Origin of the sequence: Dialister sp. (assembly GCF_047832375.1) — a bacterium.
In the GTDB taxonomy this organism is placed as follows: Bacteria; Bacillota; Negativicutes; order Veillonellales; family Dialisteraceae; genus Dialister.
In genome coordinates this window covers 203004-222741 of sequence record NZ_CP181256.1, presented here as the reverse complement: position 1 = coordinate 222741, position 19738 = coordinate 203004, and the positions used below count along the sequence as shown (strand labels likewise).

Sequence of the window (19738 nt, the reverse complement as noted above, 5' to 3'; positions counted from 1 at the left end):
TGGAGCTCCTAGTGTCTAATTTCGTAAGTTTCCGATTGTATCCCTAAGTTGCGAACCCTTGACCTCACGTTTTTTCCAGCGGAACGGTTCTGCATGCTCATTGTAGGCAGCAATAAACTTTTTAATCGCTGACACAAGATCCGAAACAGAGTCAAAACTTGCCCCTCGGAGCACTTTTCGCGACATAATGTTAAACCATATTTCCACTTCATTCAGCCAGCTTGCTGACGTTGGTGTGTAATGAAAATGGACATTAGGATGCTTTTCCAGCCAGTCGTTTAAGCGCTTGTGCGTGCAGTAATTATCGACAATAATATGATATTGCACTTTGTCTCCACCCGGCTCACTTTTCAATAAGTCATCTAAAAATTCTTCAAAGTCCTCTCTGGTTTTTCTCTTTGTTGTCTTTCCATAAATTTGTCCGGTAGCTACCTCCAGTGCACCGAATAAATTTATTGTTCCATTCCTCCGATATGTGCTTTTCAACCCGCGCACAATTTTCTTGTTATGAGTAAGTACATATCCTTGGGCTCTACTTAAGGCCTGTATCGATGGTTTCTCATCAACGCTGATTACGACAGCATTCTCTGGCGGGTTCAAGTAAAGTCCCACGATATCAGCAGACTTTTTAGTAAACTCCGGATCAGTACTGACACACCAGGAACGCTGCCTTGCCAGCTGTATTCCTTCCTTTCTCATAAGTCGCCAAATGGCAGCCTTTGAGACATTCAGAACTCTTGCCAGTGTAGGACCATCCCAGTGTGCTAGCCCGTCTGGAGGCGCTTCCTTCAGCTTATTTAACACCATTTCGCGGAATTCCGGTCCATATTGAGCAGTACGGCCCCGCCTTTTCTTATCCTGTAGTCCAGGGATGCCCTGTTCAGCGAAACGATTCCGCCAAAGGCTAACGGTATTGGGGCGTTCCCCCAACTTAGCCGCGATATCCTTGATTTGCATTCCATCAAGACATAGAAGAACCATTTTTGCACGTCTTACAATGCGATGCTCTGTTTTTTGAGAGTTTACGATTTTATGCAGTTCTATGCGTTCGCTTTCGGAGCAGCGTATTTGCTTAGCAACTTTTGGCATAACGTTATCCCCCCCTGCAATTTGCATTTATCTGGAATAAGTATACCATTATTTGCTGTGTCCGGCAATACAATCTATTATTTATGAAATTAGACACTAGCTTCTAGCGGCTAGCAGCTAGGAAGGATGATCCGCCTGCGGCGCTTCCACCCGGTATTCCCGTCAGTCATTCGTGCCGTAGGCTGGCCAGCTTTCCTGGAAGCTAGCAGCTAACAGCTAGGAGCTCTCACGCGTCTGACTCTATCCATCAGCGCCAAACCCATCAGCTCGACAAACTGAAATTCGCATGCCTATTCCGATTCCGCTCACATTATACAGCTTAAATCTTACTTCAAGGCAAAGCTATTTTTCATCCAAAAATGCAGCGGCTTCCGGATTTTTCCGAATTTCCTCTATATCCTTTTCCGTCGGATATACCGGGATATCCCGATCATGGTTCACAAGGCACAGGAAGCCAAGAATATCCCCCATGTCCGCCTTGAACTGGTGCCACTGCCAGGGTGGAATAGTCATGAAGTCTCCCTCATGCACTTCATATACCTCATTTCCAAGAAGCACATGGCCCTTCCCTTTGAAAATCATGACCACATGCATGTGGTGGTGATGCTCAAAGGAAGAAAATCCTCCCTTTTCCACCTGGAAATACCGGAACTGCACCGGCAGGTCCGCTTCATTATCAAAAAGGATCTGCTTCGTCACATCCCGGAATACGCCGGGGTTTTCTTTGTAAATGTGGGGCTCAATACCATCCCACCGGTTTTTCCCTTTATGGAAACGATGAATCATGACTGTATCCTCCTGTTTCTTCAGATTACTGATATTTTTATTTTAACATAAGGAACGGTCCCTGTTAAAAATCCAGATCATTTTGCATACTGAGTGATAGAGTCCCTGGTTCTAGACCCATAGCCCCAAGAGAAACGGCCGCTTCGTGGCGGATTTGCATGCTGATGGATAGAGTCACTCCCATAGGGCTTCCGGCTTTCAGGGGACCAGCCCGGGTTATAAATGACCGTCGGAAATAATCGGTATGGAGCGCCGCAGGCAGATCAGCCTTCCCAGGGAAGCGCTGATTAATTCGCAGAGTCAGATTTCATAAGGATTTTTATGCACTGCTTCGTCATAATCCTCCTTAAATAGCTCGCTATTCGCGTCGGATCATTCCTCGCATTGCATAAAAATCCAAGAATAAAATCTGACAACGATTTAATCAGTGCTTCCCTGGAGTCTCCATGCGAATGGCTATACCCAACAGCACCAAAAACCAACAGCTCCACCGGCTGAAATATCCTCACTACAAAAACCCGGCGCATGGCGCCGGGTTTTGTTATCCCTTATTTACTTTCAAAGAACGCTTTGTAGGCGAGGTAAGTCTCATAGGCATCAGCCTTGGACAGGAGGTCATAGGGGGAATGCATGGACAGCATGGCTGTGCCGCAATCCACCACTTCGGCGCCCCAGTCGGCCATCATGAAGGCGATGGTTCCGCCGCCGCCCTGGTCTACCTTCCCAAGTTCGCCGATCTGCCAGCATACACCGGCTTCGTTGAAAATGGTGCGGACCTTCTGGAGAAATTCAGCGCTGGCATCGTTGCTGCCGGCTTTGCCCCGTACACCGCCGTACTTGGTGAGGTTAATGCCATACCCCAGGAAAGACGCATTGTCCCTTTCTGATACTTCCGGGAACATGGGGTCCAGACAGGCATTTACGTCGGCAGAAAGCATCTCACTGTTTTCCATGGTTTCATAGAAATCAAGGAGCCCGCCCTGCCCCTGGAGAGAAAGAAGCTTCATGACAAACTTCACGAAATAGGAGGATTCCATGCCCGTATTGCCATAGGAACCGATTTCTTCCTTATCCGTCAGGAGTGCAGCCTGGGTCTTTTCTCCGGGTTTGGCATCCAGGATGGCTTCCAGGTTCGCATAGGAGCATACCCGGTCATCCTGGCCATAGGAAGCAATGAGGGAACGGTCAAATCCCACGTCCCTGCTCTTCGTGGCCGGTACCAGTTCCAGTTCCGCTGCGGCGAAGTCTTCCTCTTCGATGCCGTAAGTTTCTTTCAGCATATTCATGAATGCTTCCTTCGGCTTCATCTTTCCCTCTCCGTTTGTCCAGGCAATGGCCTGCAGCTGTTCGCCGGTCACTCCTTCAGCCAGGGGTTTCTTCATCTGGTCCTGGGCCATATGGATGAGGAGGTCCGATACGTAGAATATGGGATCATCCTCCTTCATGCCGATGTTGATTTCCACCTTTTTCCCGTCTTTTGTATAAATGACGCCGATCAGGGCAAGGGGGATGGTGGTCCACTGGTATTTCTTGATGCCCCCATAGTAATGGGTGCGGAAATAAACGACCCCCTCCTGTTCATGGACCGGGTTCGCTTTCAGGTCCAGCCGGGGCGAATCGATATGGGAACCCACGATTTTGATTCCTTCGTGGACCGGTTCTTTACCGATGACCGCCAGGATAACGGATTTTCCCTTCTGGTTCCAGTATACCTTATCCCCCGGTTCCAGTTTTTTCATGTCGTAGAGGGGCTTGAAGCCTTTTTCTTCCGCCTGGCGGATGATTTCTTTCGCCGCCAGCCGTTCCGTCCGGGCCGTATCAAGGAAGGTCTTATATTTTTCGCCATAATCCATGGCTGCCTTCCGTTCTTTCTTATTCATCCGCTGCCATACGGATTTTGTCCTGCTGTATGTCTCTTTCATTGTAACCTCCTATAGAGAATGATTATCATAAATCCATTATACTATACGGGAAAAGACTTTCCCACCGCTCCGGATTATTCGTCTTTAGAAGGCAGGGTCCCCAGCAGTTTCGTGAGCAGGGCAAAAAGGGCCATCACCACAAAAAGAAGGGGATAGGCAATGCCCATGAGAAGCAGTGCTGATTCTATACTTGTCATCTGATTTCCTCCTTACATGAGAACAGGAATGAGGGCCATCACCAGGCCCCCCGCCACCACTGAAGCCACCTGGCCTGCCACATTGACACCCATGGCATGCTGGATGATGTAGTTCGAACCATCTTCCTTCAAAGCCATGCGGGCAATCACCCGGCCGGACATGGGGAATGCGGAAATACCGCAGGCTCCGATCATGGGATTGATTTTCTTCTTCAGGAAAAGGTTCACCACCTTGGCAAAAAGAACGCCGCCCACCGTGTCAAATACAAAGGCCGCCGCTCCCAGGAGGAGGATTTTCAGTACATCCAAAGTCAGGATATTATCGGCAGTCATGGTGGCTCCCACCGTAATGCCAAGAAGGAGGGTCACCAGGTTGGCCAGTTCATTCTGGGCAGCATTGGACAGGGAGTCCGTGACGCCAGATACCTTGATGAGGTTCCCGAACATGAGGGCACCGATGAGGGGAACAGAAATGGGGGCCAGAATCCCCGCCACCAGCACCACCATGAGAGGAAAGAGGAACCGGGCTGTCCAGGACACCGGCTTCTCTGCCCGGAAGGGCATGCGGATCCGCCGTTCTTCTTTAGTAGTCAGCAGTTTCACGATGGGCGGCTGGATAATGGGAACCAGGGACATGTAACAGAAGGCGGTCACCGTCAGCGGTGCCAGCAGGTTCTGGGCAAATTTCTGGGCCACGAATATGGTGGTAGGCCCGTCTGCCGCCCCGATGATGCCGATGGCCGCAGCTTCATTAAAGGGAAAACCGAAGGCTGCCGCCAGCAGGGCCGCTGCAAAGATGCCAAAGTGCGCGGACGCTGCAAAGAGCATGACATAGGGCGCCCGGATGAGAGGGTCGAACTCGCACATGGCCCCTACAGCAATGAAAATGAGCACAGGAAACAGCTCATTGGCTATGCCTGCATTGTAAAGCACCGAAAGGAACCCCGGCTCCCCGCCGCCTGTGGGAATGACCGCAAAGTGGCCGGGGATATTGGCCAGGATACAGCCCACGCCCATGGGAAAAAGAAGGAGGGGTTCATAGTCCTTCTTCACGCCCAACCAGATGAGGAGTCCTCCAATCAAAAACATGAACCATACCCTGGGGTCTCCCATTCCCAAGACACCGCTGAACAGTTCTCTTGCAATACTTTCCCATGGGGTCATTCGTTTTCTCCTTTCCCATGAACCGGGCACAGACAGATTGGTTTAAAAAAAGGACCTGACATTTTTCAATGCCAGGTCCTTTGTAAGGATCATATGATTTTCCTGCCCCTGTGCCATACGCAGGAAATGAAATATGAAGTTATCTTTCTTATAAATTATAACCGAAAACAGGAAGAATGACAAATACCAGAAGCGCCCAGATGACACCGGAAGCAATAAAAATACCGGCAGTAATGGCAATGCCCTGCTTTGTATTCGGTACGCCCAAAAGGCTGAAGTTTCCGAAGACACCGCGGCGGACCATGAAGCCATTGGATTTTCTCTGCTTAAACCATTTCAGCTTATTTTCCTGGCCAATGCTGTAAGCCACAATGACGGCCACAATGGAAGCTACGAGCCAGTACAGGAGAAAACGGCCCGCATGGAAATCCTGGACCCCGGACAAATCAATCAATTTCATACTATCCATATATGCTGATGCACCATCCTTAAAAAGTATCTACCTTTACATCTTCCCTATTATATAGTAAGAATGAGTTTTTTGCAATTTGTTAGGCGGCGGATTTGCATGCTATGGATTGAGCCACTCGCACGGGGGCTTCTAGCTCCTAGCTATTAGCAACCAGGAAGGCTGGTCCGCCTGCGGCGCTTCCAATAGCACCCCTCCACCGCTAACGCGGTCCCCCTCCCCTCTATAGCAGTTTGCAAAATTGTTGCCTCTATTCAATTCCGTCATCTCGAGCGGTGGTAAGCACCGCAATGAGGTGAAACATAAAAATAGAATGTGAGAGAGAGTCGAGAGATCTCTCAGAATAATGCCTCTGGCGGTCTTACAACGCTGACGACGGTTGCAAAACCCTGTATTCCCAAACGCAAGAAAGATTTCTCGACTCATCGTAGCTGTAGCTATTCTAAGCTGCGTTGTCACTTAGCATGCTGCCACCGCTCGAAATGACGGCTGAGGTCAGCTATTCTTATTATTTTTGCAAACTGCTATAAAGAGGGGAGGTTGCGGTGCTTTGGCGGCTTTGCCGCTATTGGAAACCTAAAGACTCTGACCCAAAAACGTGAAGATGACACTGCACGAGGCTCCCTTTCCCAAAGGGAGCTCCCCACCGGGGTGAGGGATTCTGTTGGAAGCGCCGCAGGCTGGCCAGTTTTCCTAGAAGCTAGAAGCTACCAGCCCCGTGCGAGTGACTCTAACCAAGCTCTCACCAGCGCCGCAGGCGGACCAGCTTTCCTAGTTGCTAACAGCTAGGAGCTAGAAGCCCCCGCTCGAATGACTCTGCCCATCAGCGCCGTACACAACAGCTCGCCAAACCGCAATTTGACGAGCTGCCTGTTTCTATAATTGGCGGTGCTATATGATTTGTGCGCCGCCTCCTCCATTCCTCATCCCTCATTCCTCATTAACGTCCCTATCCTCACTCGCAAGAATGGCTCTATTTCAACATCGAGTAGGAGGCGGGCTTCGGCCCGCCGACCTCTCACACCACCGTACGTACCGTTCGGTATACGGCGGTTCTTTAGTTTTCGCATTCCTGCTTATGCAAGTCTGCGATGATGTTGTTGTGTTCAGCAATCCTCACATGGATGGGCACTCCGGCATATCCTTGCTGTTCTGCAGCTGCTTTCTGCCAGTAGTCTTCTTTCTGAAGTTGTCTGCCTTTAAGCCCATGGTTGGTTACTTTCATTGACTAACATCTCCTAAAGTTCGGCCCTTCCCAGATGCCTATGAGCCATCTGGTACTATGGCCTCTGCTGACTTCTCACGATAAATCTTATTTCAACCACAGCACAGCCCAGTAAATACAGCCTTATTCTGCTGTGTCCGTGAGACCTCCCCAGGTAAGAACGCACTCTTTCTCTCCATCTATCCGCCACATGTACTCTGCAGGATTCCGTACAGCTATGGGACTTCAGTTTGTGTGGCAACCTTATCCATCCTGCCGTAGCCTTATGTGATTCTTGTACATCGGACCGGAGATTTGCCTGCACCTTCCTTCAGATTCCACCTCACGATGGACACCCTTGGTGTTCAGCTATGACCTTCCCACTGTCGGGCAGTCTAGGGACTTTCACCCTTAAGAGTGCACCCATGCTGGGCGCACCACTAAAAAAGCACTCCCGAAGGAGTGCTTTTTTGTGAGCTCATTCCGTAAGGAATCAGCCTCCGAACTGTGCCAGCATGGTGCCTGCAGCTACTGCGGTACCAATTACGCCTGCCACGTTCGGGCCCATAGCCTGCATCAGCAGGTAGTTGGACGGGTTATCGCGAAGACCAACGACCTGGGATACGCGGGCTGCCATAGGAACTGCAGATACGCCTGCGGAACCAATCAGCGGGTTCACTTTGTTGCCGGATGCAATTCTCATGATCTGACCAAAGAGGACGCCACCTGCGGTGCCTGCTGCGAATGCTACGAGGCCCAGGCAGATGATTTCCAGTGTCTGTACACGAATGAACTTATCACCGGTCATGGTGAGGCCTGTGCCGGTTGCCAGGAAAATGGTAACAATGTTGCACAGTGCGTTCTGGGCAGTATCAGAAAGACGGGCGGTTACGCCGGATACTTCGAACAGGTTGCCCAGGCAGAGCATGCCCATCAGTGCTGCTACCGGCGGCAGGAGCAGGGATACGACAATAGCTACGACGATTGGGAATGCAACCTTTTCGAAATGGGATACCGGACGAAGGGTCTGCATTTTAATCTGGCGCTGTTTCTTGGTGGTGCAGAGCTTCATAATCGGTGGCTGGATCAGAGGAACCAGGGACATGTAGGAGTATGCTGCTACTGCAATGGCACCCAGAAGATGCGGAGCCAGTTTAGATGTCAGATAAATTGCGGTTGGGCCATCTGCACCACCGATGATACCGATGGATGCTGCTTCCTGGACATTGAATCCAAGAGCCATAGCACCGGCCAGTGCTACGAATACGCCGATCTGGGCAGCTGCGCCCAGAAGCATGGTCTTCGGGTTTGCAATCAGCGGACCAAAGTCGGTCATGGCACCTACACCCATGAAAATCAGCGGCGGGAAAATTTCGTACTTAATACCAAAACCAATAGCCATCATGACGCCCATATCGGTTTCAAAACCGGTATTCGGGAAGTTGGCCATAATATCACCAAATGCAATCGGCATCAGCAGAAGAGGTTCGTACTCTTTTGCGATTGCCAGATAGAGCAGGACAAGTCCTACCAGAATCATTACTACGTTTTCCCAGGTCAGAGCGGCAAAGCCGGAGTCTGTCCACACGGAAACGAGTGCTCTCAAAAAGCCATCCATTGTTTTGTACCTCCTATTTACAAGTTATCGATTATTTCTTTTTATTCTTGGTCGGATCCACGACGTGAATCAGCTGGATGATGAACTGAAGAACAATGAGAACGGCAAATACGATAACCATGTTAACGATACAAATGGAAATAGGGCTCGGAGTTTCCATGTATAAATCCACCTTTCTTTTTCATCCTGCCAAGGCAGGAATCAGGATTCCACAGTCCCGCCCCCTGGGAGAGACCATGGAACAATGAATCTGTTTTCCCTTTCCGCGATAATTATCCGGGGAAGAATGGCCAGAAAATCGGGATAATGATAACGCTTGCAATGAATGTAATCACGCAGAGCGGTACACCGACTTTGACATAGTCATTGAAAGAGAATCCGCCAGGTCCGAGAACCAGGGTGTTTGGCGGAGTAGCCATTGGTGTTGCGAAAGCCATGGATGCTGCGATACCGATAGCCATAAGTACCGGTTTCGGGTCAGCACCGATGGACTGGGCAATGGAAATGCCGATTGGTGCAAGAAGTGCAGCGGATGCGGTGTTGGACATGAACTGGGTGAGGACGTTAGAAATCAGGTACAACACAGCGCAGAGAACGATGGGGTTCGGATGTTCACCCATCATGTTAACTACGGTGTCCGCAATCAGTTTGCCTGCGCCTGTCTTATCCATAGCGGTAGCCACGGAAAGCATGCCGGCGAACAGGAAAATCGTTACCCAGTCGATACCTGCATAAGCTTCCTTTTCCTTCAGGCAGCCGGTGATGACGCAGAGAATGGCGCCGGTAACGGCAGCGGTCTGGAGAGGAACGGTCTTAAGGTTCAGGGCCATGCATACAACAACGCCGATGAGGATAAGACCGGAAATCCACATTTTTGTCTTGCTCTTCGGAGCGGAATCGTCAGAAGCACCTGCTTCTTCCTTAGCTGCTTTCACAGCGTCTTCATCCATGGCGCCTGCATCTTTAGCCGGAATGGTCTTGCGGCCAATGGTGAGCATGTAAGCGAGAACGATGATGGACAGCGGCACGCCGATGAGAGCGAATTCGAAGAATCCGAAGGACGGAAGACCGGCAGCGGAAAGAGCACCGGTAACGATGACGTTTGGCGGGGTACCGATCATGGTGATGGTGCCGCCTACGTTAGCAGCTACTGCCAGAGGCATCAGTTCCTTGGATGCCGGAATGTTGGCAGCCTTGGCAATACCGATGATAACCGGCATGAGGCATGCTACGGTACCGGTATTGGAAGACACGGAAGACAGGATAATGGTAACGAGCATAACGGCGCCCATCAGCTTCACTTCGCCGGTGCCTGCCTTATTAACAACGGCAAGACCTACAGCTTCAGCGAGGCCTGTCTTGAACATGGCAGCGCCGATGACGAACATACCGCCGAAAAGTACGACGGTGGAGTTAGAAAGACCTGCATACACCTGTTTAGCCGGGAGAACGCCCAGGATACCGAGTGCGGTGCAGGCTGCCATAGCGGTGACAGCCAGCGGAATCAGTTCGGTAACAAACAGGAATGCGGCCACGGCCAGTACACACAGTGTGATAATGGCTGGATCCATAAATTTTCACCTTCCTAGAATTATTTCTGCCTGGTTTCCCCTAATCAGTGCAAATCCGGTTCACACAGGCAGGGAGTCGGAGAGTGTAAGAACTCATATTCCTATGAAATTATTAAAGAATAATTGCTAAAAATCCGAATGATGAATTACAAAACTATCCGTAATCGATTCCCGGGTCAACCTTCTATCCTCCTCCGGTCACAGCCTGGGACAGGCTCACATCTATCCGATACAGCATATGCAAATCAAAGGCATCTGTAAAAGATAGGCACTTTGGCTATTTTAACCTGTCCTTATATACATTGCAAGCTATGTATTTTATAGCCGGCAGAAGATTTTAAAATCTTTTGCTTCCATATTCTCCAATTTTTTTAATTGAATTTCTTCGGAAATTCATTATTACCCATTCTTGAACCAGTGAGAATGCATATCATTTCTCCAAAGAGAACTTGGCGGCCACCCCTGTGGCCATTGAATTTATAAAAGATAGGCTGCTATGCATACATGCAGTTCAATTGCATTTGTATTTATATACTTTACATTTTAGGTCATCTGTATTTATAGCCTTCCCATTGTCCGAATTTTAATGGCTATTAATTTTTACGATAGCTCATATAAAAGAATACTATATATCACAACATCCTCTTTGTATGGCCAAAATCCGGATTGGCCAATTTCAGCGAGCTGTTATAGTGAACGTTTTAGCATGCTGTTGGACAGAGTCACTGGCACGGGGCTTCTAGCTTTTAGCTGCTAGCTGCCTGGAAAGCTGACCCGCCTGCGGCGCTTCCAACCAGGTATTTCCATTAATCATTCGCGCCGTAGGCTGTAGAAAGCTAGTGGCTAGCCCCTGCTCTAATGACTCTATCCATCAGCGCCGCTCCAACAGTTCGACAAACCGCAATAGGACAAAATAGACGATTTATAAAAAATGGCGGCGCTTCCCAATTTGTGCGCCGCCACCACCACTCCTAACTTCTCCCTCCTCCTTCCTCACTAACAGCTATCAACTTATACATCGGAATGTAGAGGTAATCGAGCCAATAAAAAAGCACCCCCCAAGGGAGTGCTTTTTTTGTTCAGACTATTCCGTAAGGAATCAGCCTCCGAACTGTGCCAGCATGGTGCCTGCTGCTACAGCGGTACCAATTACGCCTGCTACGTTCGGGCCCATAGCCTGCATCAGCAGGTAGTTGGACGGGTTATCGCGAAGGCCCACAACCTGGGATACACGGGCTGCCATCGGAACGGCAGATACGCCTGCAGAACCGATCAGCGGGTTCACTTTGTTGCCCGATGCAATTCTCATGATCTGGCCAAAGAGTACGCCGCCAGCGGTGCCGGCTGCGAATGCTACGAGGCCGAGGCAGATGATTTCAAGGGTCTGTACACGAATGAATTTATCACCGGTCATGGTCAGGCCTGTGCCGGTTGCCAGGAAAATGGTAACGATGTTGCAGAGGGCATTCTGGGCGGTATCAGAAAGACGGGCGGTTACGCCGGATACTTCGAACAGGTTGCCCAGGCAGAGCATGCCCATCAGTGCTGCTACCGGCGGCAGAAGCAGGGATACGACGATGGAAACGACGATTGGGAATGCTACTTTTTCGAAATGGGTAACCGGGCGAAGGTTGGTCATCCGGATCTGACGCTGTTTCTTCGTGGTGAAGAGCTTCATAATCGGCGGCTGGATCAGAGGAACCAGGGACATGTAGGAGTATGCAGCAACGGCTACAGCACCCAGAAGATGGGGAGCCAGTTTGGATGTCAGGTAAATGGAGGTCGGGCCGTCAGCACCACCGATGATACCGATGGATGCTGCTTCCTGGACATTGAATCCCAGGAGCATAGCGCCGGCGAGGGCTACGAATACGCCGATCTGGGCAGCTGCACCCAGAAGCATGGTCTTCGGGTTTGCAATGAGGGGACCAAAGTCGGTCATGGCACCTACGCCCATGAAAATCAGCGGTGGGAAAATTTCGTACTTAATACCAAATCCAATAGCCATCATTACGCCCATATCGGTTTCAAAACCGGTATTGGGGAAGTTGGCCATAATATCGCCAAAGGCAATGGGCATCAGCAGAAGAGGTTCATACTCTTTTGCAATTGCCAGATACAGCAGGACAATGCCCACCAGGATCATAATCAGGTTTTCGATGGTCAGAGCGGCAAAGCCGGAGTCTGTCCATACAGAGACAAGGGCTCTCATAAAGCCATCCATATTGTATACCTCCTGTGGTTTTCGTATTCTGGAAATACAGCAGAAATCTCTACTTCCTTATTTCTTTTTATTTTTGGTGGGATCCACCACGTGAATCAGCTGGATGACGCAGGCCAGCACGATCAGAACCGCAAATACGATGACCATATTGGTCAGGCAAATAGAAAGCGGGCTTGGAGATGCCATGTTTATCCACCTTTCTTTAAAAGAAATAACAGGAAGGGAGCCGGAAAATCAGTGTCCCGGCCCCCTTCTGTTTATGATACAGAAGCTCACCCGTTATCCGGGGAAGAAGGGCCAGAAAATCGGAATGATCAGTACGCTGGCAATGAATGTAATCAGGCAGAGCGGTACGCCGACTTTCACATAGTCATTGAAAGAGAATCCACCGGGTCCGAGAACCAGAGTGTTTGGCGGAGTAGCCATTGGAGTTGCGAAAGCCATGGATGCTGCGATACCGATGGACATAAGTACCGGTTTCGGGTCAGCACCGATGGACTGGGCAATAGAAATACCGATGGGAGCCAGAAGGGCTGCAGATGCAGTGTTGGACATGAACTGGGTGAGGACATTGGAAATCAGGTACAGCACAGCGCAGAGAACGATGGGGTTCGGGTTGGCACCCATCATGCTGACAACGGTATCCGCAATCAGCTTGCCTGCGCCGGTCTTATCCATGGCAGTTGCCACAGAAAGCATGCCGGCAAACAGGAAAATGGTGACCCAGTCAATGCCTGCGTAGGCTTCTTTTTCCTTCAGGCAGCCGGTAACAACGCAGAGGATAGCGCCGGTTACAGCAGCGGTCTGCAGCGGAACGGTCTTAAGATTCAGTGCCATGCAGACAACAACACCGATAAGGATAAGGCCGGAAATCCACATTTTTGTCTTGCTCTTCGGAGCGGAATCGTCAGAAGCACCGGCTTCTTTTTTCGCTGCTTCCACAGCTGCCGCGTCCATGGCACCTGCATTTTTCACCGGAATGGTCTTGCGGCCAATGGTAAGGGTATAGAGAAGAACGATAATGGAAAGAGGCACACCGATCAGAGCAAATTCAAAGAATCCGAAGGACGGAAGACCGGCAGCGGACAGAGCGCCGGTAACAATAACGTTTGGAGGAGTACCAATCATGGTAATGGTACCGCCTACGTTAGCCGCGATAGCCAGAGGCATCAGTTCCTTGGATGCCGGGATATTGGCTGCATTGGCAATACCGATGATAACCGGCATAAGGCATGCCACGGTGCCCGTATTGGACGATACGGAAGACAGGATAATGGTAACAACCATGATAGCTGCCATGAGCGGCACTTCATTGGTTCCTGCCTTCTTAACGACTGCCAGACCGATAGCTTCCGCCAGCCCGGTCTTAAACATAGCGGCGCCGATAACGAACATGCCGCCGAAGAGGACAACGGTAGAATTGGAGAGACCTGCATAGACCTGTTTGGATGGGAGAACGCCCAGGATACCGAGGGCCGTGCAGGCTGCCATAGCGGTGACAGCCAGCGGAATCAGTTCCGTTACAAACAGGAATGCAGCTACCGCCAGTACGCATAATGTAGTAATAGCTGGATCCATAAATTTTCACCTTCCTATGTAGTTTCTTCTGTCCCCAATTATCGGTGCCGGATAAAAGACAACAGAAAGGTCCGGAAATCCTATGAATTCATAGACATTAATAGATAAATAATGGCTGGATACAAATCAATTCCCATATAGAATCCGGATATCCCCAGTCAACCGCTATCCTCCTTTCCTACAGCCCCGGGGCGAGGCTCCCATCATGGGAAATGGCACATCCATTTCCCTGCGGAAAGGTCCTCATAAGGTACTGCTGATTGCCTGAGGCCCCTTTCCTAACACCTGTAATTATTGTAAAGGTAGTTAAATTCATAATCAAATCTGCATAAATATCTATATATTATGCTATGTAATTTCTATATATTAGCTTTGGCTATATCAATTTGCATTTAAGCAATAGCTAGTAATCTATGCAAATAAACAGGTAAATACTGGAATTCTCCTGTTTTCTTCATAAATTTCCATTTTTTACCTGTTTTCTATTTTTGCCGCTCTCCCATCGCCCCCCTGCTTTTGCAAATAGATTAATCCACGTTCTATTATGTCATAGCGTCAATTCTGTAATAGTTTTTTTATATTAGATGCTATAAGTATAATTTATAATGGCTTTCAACAAATGCACTGCCAATTTCAGTTTGTCGAGCTGATGGGTTTGGCGCTGATGGATAGAGTCATTCGTGCGAAGCTTCTAGCTGTTAGCTGCTAGCTTCTAGGAAAGCTGGCCAGCCTACGGCACGAATGACTGACGGGAATACCGGTTGGAAGCGCCGCAGGCGGATCATCCTTCCTAGCTGCTAGTCGCTAGAAGCTAGGAGCTCCATGCGAGTGACTCTATCCGCAAGCATGCCAACCGCCAAACCCCAACAGCTCGACAAACCGCAATTTGACGAGCTGCCTATTTTAAAATCTGCGGCGCTCTATGAATTTATGCGCCGCCACCACCACTCCTCACTTCTCCCTCCTCACTCCTAACTAACAGCCATCAACTTAAGCACCGTAATGGGAATGTGCTATTCCCAATAAAAAAAGCACTCCCCGAGGGAGTGCTTTTTTGTGAGCTCATTCCGTAAGGAATCAGCCTCCGAACTGTGCCAGCATGGTGCCTGCAGCTACTGCGGTACCAATTACGCCTGCCACGTTCGGGCCCATAGCCTGCATCAGCAGGTAGTTGGACGGGTTATCGCGAAGACCAACGACCTGGGATACACGGGCTGCCATAGGAACTGCAGATACGCCTGCGGAACCAATCAGCGGGTTCACTTTGTTGCCGGATGCAATTCTCATGATCTGACCAAAGAGGACGCCACCTGCGGTGCCTGCTGCGAATGCTACGAGGCCCAGGCAGATGATTTCCAGTGTCTGTACACGGAGGAATTTATCACCGGTCATGGTGAGGCCTGTGCCGGTTGCCAGGAAAATGGTAACGATGTTGCACAGTGCGTTCTGAGCGGTATCAGAAAGACGAGCGGTTACACCGGATACTTCGAACAGGTTGCCCAGGCAGAGCATGCCCATCAGTGCTGCTACCGGCGGCAGGAGCAGGGATACGACGATTGCTACGACGATCGGGAATGCAACCTTTTCAAAATGGGATACCGGACGAAGAGTCTTCATCTTAATCTGGCGCTGTTTCTTGGTGGTGCAGAGCTTCATAATCGGCGGCTGGATCAGAGGAACCAGGGACATGTAAGTATATGCTGCTACTGCTACAGCACCCAGAAGATGCGGAGCCAGTTTAGATGTCAGATAAATGGAAGTTGGGCCATCTGCACCACCGATGATACCGATGGATGCTGCTTCCTGGACATTGAAGCCCAGAAGCATAGCGCCGGCCAGTGCTACGAATACGCCGATCTGGGCAGCTGCGCCCAGAAGCATGGTCTTCGGGTTTGCAATCAGCGGACCAAAGTCGGTCATTGCACCTACGCCCATGAAAATCAGCGGCGGGAAAATTTCATACTTAATACCAAATCCAATAGCCATCATTACGCCCATATCGGTTTCAAAACCGGTATTGGGGAAGTTGGCCATAATATCACCAAATGCAATCGGCATCAGCAGAAGAGGTTCGTACTCTTTTGCGATTGCCAGATAGAGCAGGACAAGTCCTACCAGAATCATTACTACGTTTTCCCAGGTCAGAGCGGCAAAGCCGGAGTCTGTCCACACGGAAACGAGTGCTCTCATAAAGCCATCCATGTTTGTACCTCCTAATTTATCGGGTTATCGAAAATTATCTCTTCTTGCCTTTGTTCTTGGTCGGATCCACTACGTGAATCAGCTGGATAACGAAAGCCAGGACGATCAGAACGGCAAATACGATAACCATGTTAGTGATACAAATCGAAAGTGGGCTTGGAGTTGCCATGTGTAAATCCACCTTTCTTTGTAAGTACCTTTTCAAAAAGATACCCGTGAGGATTCTGCCTCACACAGTTTTATCAGGAAATGGGAACCATTCGGAAATGGTTCCCTCTCCTGACTGCAATTTTTTGACTATCCCCGGATGAGTAAATCAGCCTGGGAAGAATGGCCAGAAAATCGGAATGATGATAACGCTTGCAATGAATGCGATGACGCAGAGCGGTACACCGACTTTGACATAGTCGTTGAAAGAGAATCCGCCAGGTCCGAGGACCAGGGTGTTTGGCGGAGTAGCCATTGGTGTTGCGAAAGCCATGGATGCTGCGATACCGATGGACATCAGTACCGGTTTCGGGTCAGCGCCGATGGACTGGGCAATGGAAATGCCGATCGGTGCCAGCAGTGCTGCAGATGCAGTGTTGGACATGAACTGGGTCAGTACGTTGGAAATCAGGTACAGCACAGCGCAGAGAACGATCGGGTTTGGATGATCGCCCATCATGCCTACGACGGTGTCGGCAATCAGTTTGCCTGCGCCGGTCTTATCCATAGCGGTAGCTACAGAAAGCATGCCGGCGAACAGGAAAATCGTTACCCAGTCGATACCTGCATAAGCTTCCTTTTCTTTCAGGCAGCCGGTGATGACGCAGAGGATTGCGCCGGTAACGGCAGCGGTCTGAAGAGGAATGGTCGGGAGCTTCAGTGCCATGCAGACAACAACGCCGATCAGGATGAGACCGGAAATAACCATCTTGCTCTTGCTCTTCGGAGCTGCATCATCAGAAGCACCTGCTTCTTCCTTAGCTGCTTTCACAGCATCATCATCCATAGCGCCTGCATTCTTGATCGGAATGGTCTTGCGGCCAATGGTCAGCATGTAAACGAGAACGATGATGGACAGCGGAACACCGATCAGTGCGAATTCGAAGAATCCGAAAGACGGAAGTCCTGCTGCGGACAGTGCGCCGGTAACGATGACGTTTGGCGGAGTACCGATCATGGTGATGGTACCACCGACGTTAGCAGCGATGGCCAGAGGCATCAGTTCCTTAGAAGCCGGAATATTTGCAGCCTTGGCAATACCGATGATAACCGGCATTAAGCATGCTACGGTACCGGTATTGGAAGATACAGAAGACAATGCGATGGTTACCAGCATAACGGCGCCCATCAGTTTGACTTCGCCGGTGCCTGCTTTATGTACAACCCAGAGGCCGACTGCTTCAGCCAGGCCGGTCTTGAACATAGCGGCGCCGATGACGAACATACCACCGAAAAGTACGACGGTGGAGTTAGAAAGACCTGCATATACCTGTTTGGACGGAAGTACGCCCAGGATACCGAGTGCTGTGCAGGCTGCCATAGCGGTGACAGCCAGCGGGATCAGTTCGGTAACAAACAGGAATGCTGCTACTGCCAATACACACAGTGTGATAATGGCTGGATCCATAAAGTTCACCTTCCTTTTGATTTTTCTGTCCTTTCCCTGCTCTGGTGCATCACAGGAGTCGGGAACGGAAATCTCCGGAAAGTCATAAGGACTCATATGAAGTTATAAAAGAATAATTGCTGAATTCCAAACATGAATCCCGAATACAATCCGGAAGACAATTGAGTTTGCCCTGGTAAACCTTCTACCCTCCTTTTTCCAAAGCCCCGGGTACAGGGCTTCCATCCATGTAAATGCAATTTGTATGCACTTACATAGGCACCTATGTTCATTCTAGCCATCTATCTTTCCTTTCGCAAATTTACATAACTATCTATGTATCTACGCTTCTGTGGTCATTTTCAGTGATAATGGTTATTAATTCCATATAATTTCCACCATGAAATCCACAAAATAAAGGGTTAACAGATGCGAATCATATGCGTTAATGCAAATGGAAAATCTCCCCATTTCTCGATGGTATTCCCATTTCCAAGGCATCATTTTATTGCAAATAATACGCAGTTCCATGTATTAGATATGTATACATGGTTACTTTTATTAATATTTATTACTATATTTTCTGCAATCCCTAATCTTCCCAGTCTTAGTTTTTTTATATAGGGTACTATAAATTTTTATTATAGCGGTGAGCCTATACCTTTCCATCAGTCGGGATTGCATACTGTTATATAGAGTCATTCGCCTGGGACTTCCAGCTGCCCCGTGCCAATGACTCTGTCCAACCACATGCCAAACCGTTCGCTCCAACAGCTCGACAAACCGCAATAGGACAAATGGACGATTTATATAAAAATGGCGGCGCCTCCCAAATTGTACGCCGCCACCACCACTCCTCCCTCCTCATTCCTAACTCCTCACTAACAGCCATAAACTTCCACGGAAAAGTAAGACCCCAACTTTCCCAATAAAAAAGCACTCCACAAGGGAGTGCTTTTTTGTGAGCTCATTCCGTAAGGAATCAGCCTCCGAACTGTGCCAGCATGGTGCCTGCTGCTACGGCGGTACCAATGACGCCTGCTACGTTCGGGCCCATAGCCTGCATCAGCAGGTAGTTGGACGGGTTATCCTTCAGGCCGACAACCTGGGATACACGGGCTGCCATCGGTACTGCAGATACGCCTGCGGAACCGATCAGCGGGTTTACTTTGTTGCCCGATGCAATTCTCATGATCTGGCCAAAGAGTACGCCACCAGCGGTGCCGGCTGCGAATGCTACGAGGCCCAGGAAAATGATTTCCAGTGTCTGTACACGAATGAACTTATCACCGGTCATGGTGAGGCCTGTGCCGGTTGCCAGGAAAATGGTAACGATGTTGCACAGGGAGTTCTGGGCAGTATCAGAAAGACGAGCGGTTACGCCGGATACTTCGAACAGGTTGCCCAGGCACAGCATGCCCATCAGTGCTGCTACCGGCGGCAGGAGCAGGGATACGACAATAGCTACGACAATCGGGAATGCAATCTTTTCGAAACGGGATACCGGACGAAGGGTCTTCATCTTGATCTGGCGATGTTTCTTGGTGGTGCAGAGCTTCATAATCGGTGGCTGGATCAGAGGAACCAGGGACATGTAGGAGTATGCTGCTACTGCAATGGCACCCAGAAGATGCGGAGCCAGTTTAGATGTCAGATAAATTGCGGTTGGGCCATCTGCACCACCGATGATACCGATGGATGCTGCTTCCTGGACATTGAATCCAAGAGCCATAGCACCGGCCAGTGCTACGAATACGCCGATCTGGGCAGCCGCACCCAGAAGCATGGTCTTCGGGTTTGCAATCAGCGGACCAAAGTCGGTCATTGCACCTACGCCCATGAAAATCAGCGGCGGGAAAATTTCGTACTTAATACCAAAACCAATAGCCATCATGACGCCCATATCGGTTTCAAAACCGGTATTCGGGAAGTTGGCCATAATATCACCAAATGCAATCGGCATCAGCAGAAGAGGTTCGTACTCTTTTGCAATTGCCAGATACAGCAGGACAAGTCCTACCAGAATCATGACGATGTTCTGCCAGGTCAGTGCGGCAAAGCCGGAGTCTGTCCATACAGAAACAAGTGCTCTCATAAAGCCATCCATTGTTTGTACCTCC

The 19738-nt window shown here is 49.7% G+C and carries 17 protein-coding genes; all 17 read right to left on the bottom strand.

Annotation, left to right across the window (positions count from 1 at the left end):
* Positions 1-15 precede the first annotated feature (15 nt).
* Positions 16-1089 (bottom strand): IS630 family transposase, encoded by a 1074-nt coding sequence (locus ACFWUL_RS00870; protein ID WP_416176725.1) that lies wholly within the window; start codon positions 1087-1089, stop codon positions 16-18.
* A gap of 342 nt (positions 1090-1431) precedes the next feature.
* Positions 1432-1875, bottom strand: a complete 444-nt coding sequence (locus ACFWUL_RS00865; protein ID WP_416177525.1) for a cupin domain-containing protein — start codon at positions 1873-1875, stop codon at positions 1432-1434.
* A gap of 548 nt (positions 1876-2423) precedes the next feature.
* On the bottom strand, positions 2424-3797 hold the full coding sequence (locus ACFWUL_RS00860; RefSeq protein WP_416177524.1) for an aminopeptidase: 1374 nt from the start codon (positions 3795-3797) through the stop codon (positions 2424-2426).
* 74 nt (positions 3798-3871) lie between these two features.
* Positions 3872-3994 (bottom strand): hypothetical protein, encoded by a 123-nt coding sequence (locus tag ACFWUL_RS00855; RefSeq protein ID WP_416177523.1) that lies wholly within the window; start codon positions 3992-3994, stop codon positions 3872-3874.
* Positions 3995-4006: 12 nt separating this feature from the next.
* Positions 4007-5158, bottom strand: a complete 1152-nt coding sequence (locus ACFWUL_RS00850; RefSeq protein WP_416177522.1) for a sodium ion-translocating decarboxylase subunit beta — start codon at positions 5156-5158, stop codon at positions 4007-4009.
* Positions 5159-5306: 148 nt separating this feature from the next.
* Positions 5307-5627, bottom strand: coding sequence for a phospho-N-acetylmuramoyl-pentapeptide-transferase (locus ACFWUL_RS00845; protein ID WP_297041824.1), 321 nt, complete (start codon positions 5625-5627; stop codon positions 5307-5309).
* 1057 nt (positions 5628-6684) lie between these two features.
* Positions 6685-6852 (bottom strand): hypothetical protein, encoded by a 168-nt coding sequence (locus ACFWUL_RS00840; protein ID WP_273317580.1) that lies wholly within the window; start codon positions 6850-6852, stop codon positions 6685-6687.
* A 472-nt stretch (positions 6853-7324) separates the two neighbouring features.
* A complete protein-coding gene (locus tag ACFWUL_RS00835; RefSeq protein WP_416177521.1) occupies positions 7325-8449 on the bottom strand; it encodes a sodium ion-translocating decarboxylase subunit beta in 1125 nt (374 codons plus the stop codon).
* A gap of 31 nt (positions 8450-8480) precedes the next feature.
* Positions 8481-8609, bottom strand: coding sequence for an OadG family protein (locus tag ACFWUL_RS00830; RefSeq protein WP_416177520.1), 129 nt, complete (start codon positions 8607-8609; stop codon positions 8481-8483).
* Between the two features lie 112 nt (positions 8610-8721).
* Entirely contained in the window at positions 8722-10020 is a 1299-nt protein-coding gene (locus tag ACFWUL_RS00825) for an SLC13 family permease (RefSeq protein ID WP_416177519.1), read from the bottom strand.
* Positions 10021-11119: 1099 nt separating this feature from the next.
* Positions 11120-12244, bottom strand: a complete 1125-nt coding sequence (locus ACFWUL_RS00820; RefSeq protein ID WP_416177518.1) for a sodium ion-translocating decarboxylase subunit beta — start codon at positions 12242-12244, stop codon at positions 11120-11122.
* Between the two features lie 57 nt (positions 12245-12301).
* Entirely contained in the window at positions 12302-12430 is a 129-nt protein-coding gene (locus tag ACFWUL_RS00815) for an OadG family protein (protein ID WP_297019490.1), read from the bottom strand.
* A gap of 93 nt (positions 12431-12523) precedes the next feature.
* Entirely contained in the window at positions 12524-13822 is a 1299-nt protein-coding gene (locus ACFWUL_RS00810) for an SLC13 family permease (protein WP_416177517.1), read from the bottom strand.
* Positions 13823-14899: 1077 nt separating this feature from the next.
* The gene (locus ACFWUL_RS00805) at positions 14900-16024 is read right to left on the bottom strand and encodes a sodium ion-translocating decarboxylase subunit beta (protein ID WP_416177516.1); all 1125 of its coding nucleotides are present in this window, start codon (positions 16022-16024) and stop codon (positions 14900-14902) included.
* A 34-nt stretch (positions 16025-16058) separates the two neighbouring features.
* Positions 16059-16154, bottom strand: coding sequence for an OadG family transporter subunit (locus tag ACFWUL_RS00800; protein WP_296096191.1), 96 nt, complete (start codon positions 16152-16154; stop codon positions 16059-16061).
* Between the two features lie 186 nt (positions 16155-16340).
* Positions 16341-17639 carry an SLC13 family permease gene (locus ACFWUL_RS00795; RefSeq protein ID WP_416177515.1) on the bottom strand — a complete coding sequence of 433 codons (1299 nt, stop codon included), beginning with the start codon at positions 17637-17639 and terminating at the stop codon, positions 16341-16343.
* Positions 17640-18600: 961 nt separating this feature from the next.
* On the bottom strand, positions 18601-19725 hold the full coding sequence (locus ACFWUL_RS00790; protein WP_416177514.1) for a sodium ion-translocating decarboxylase subunit beta: 1125 nt from the start codon (positions 19723-19725) through the stop codon (positions 18601-18603).
* Between the last annotated feature and the right edge of the window lie 13 nt (positions 19726-19738).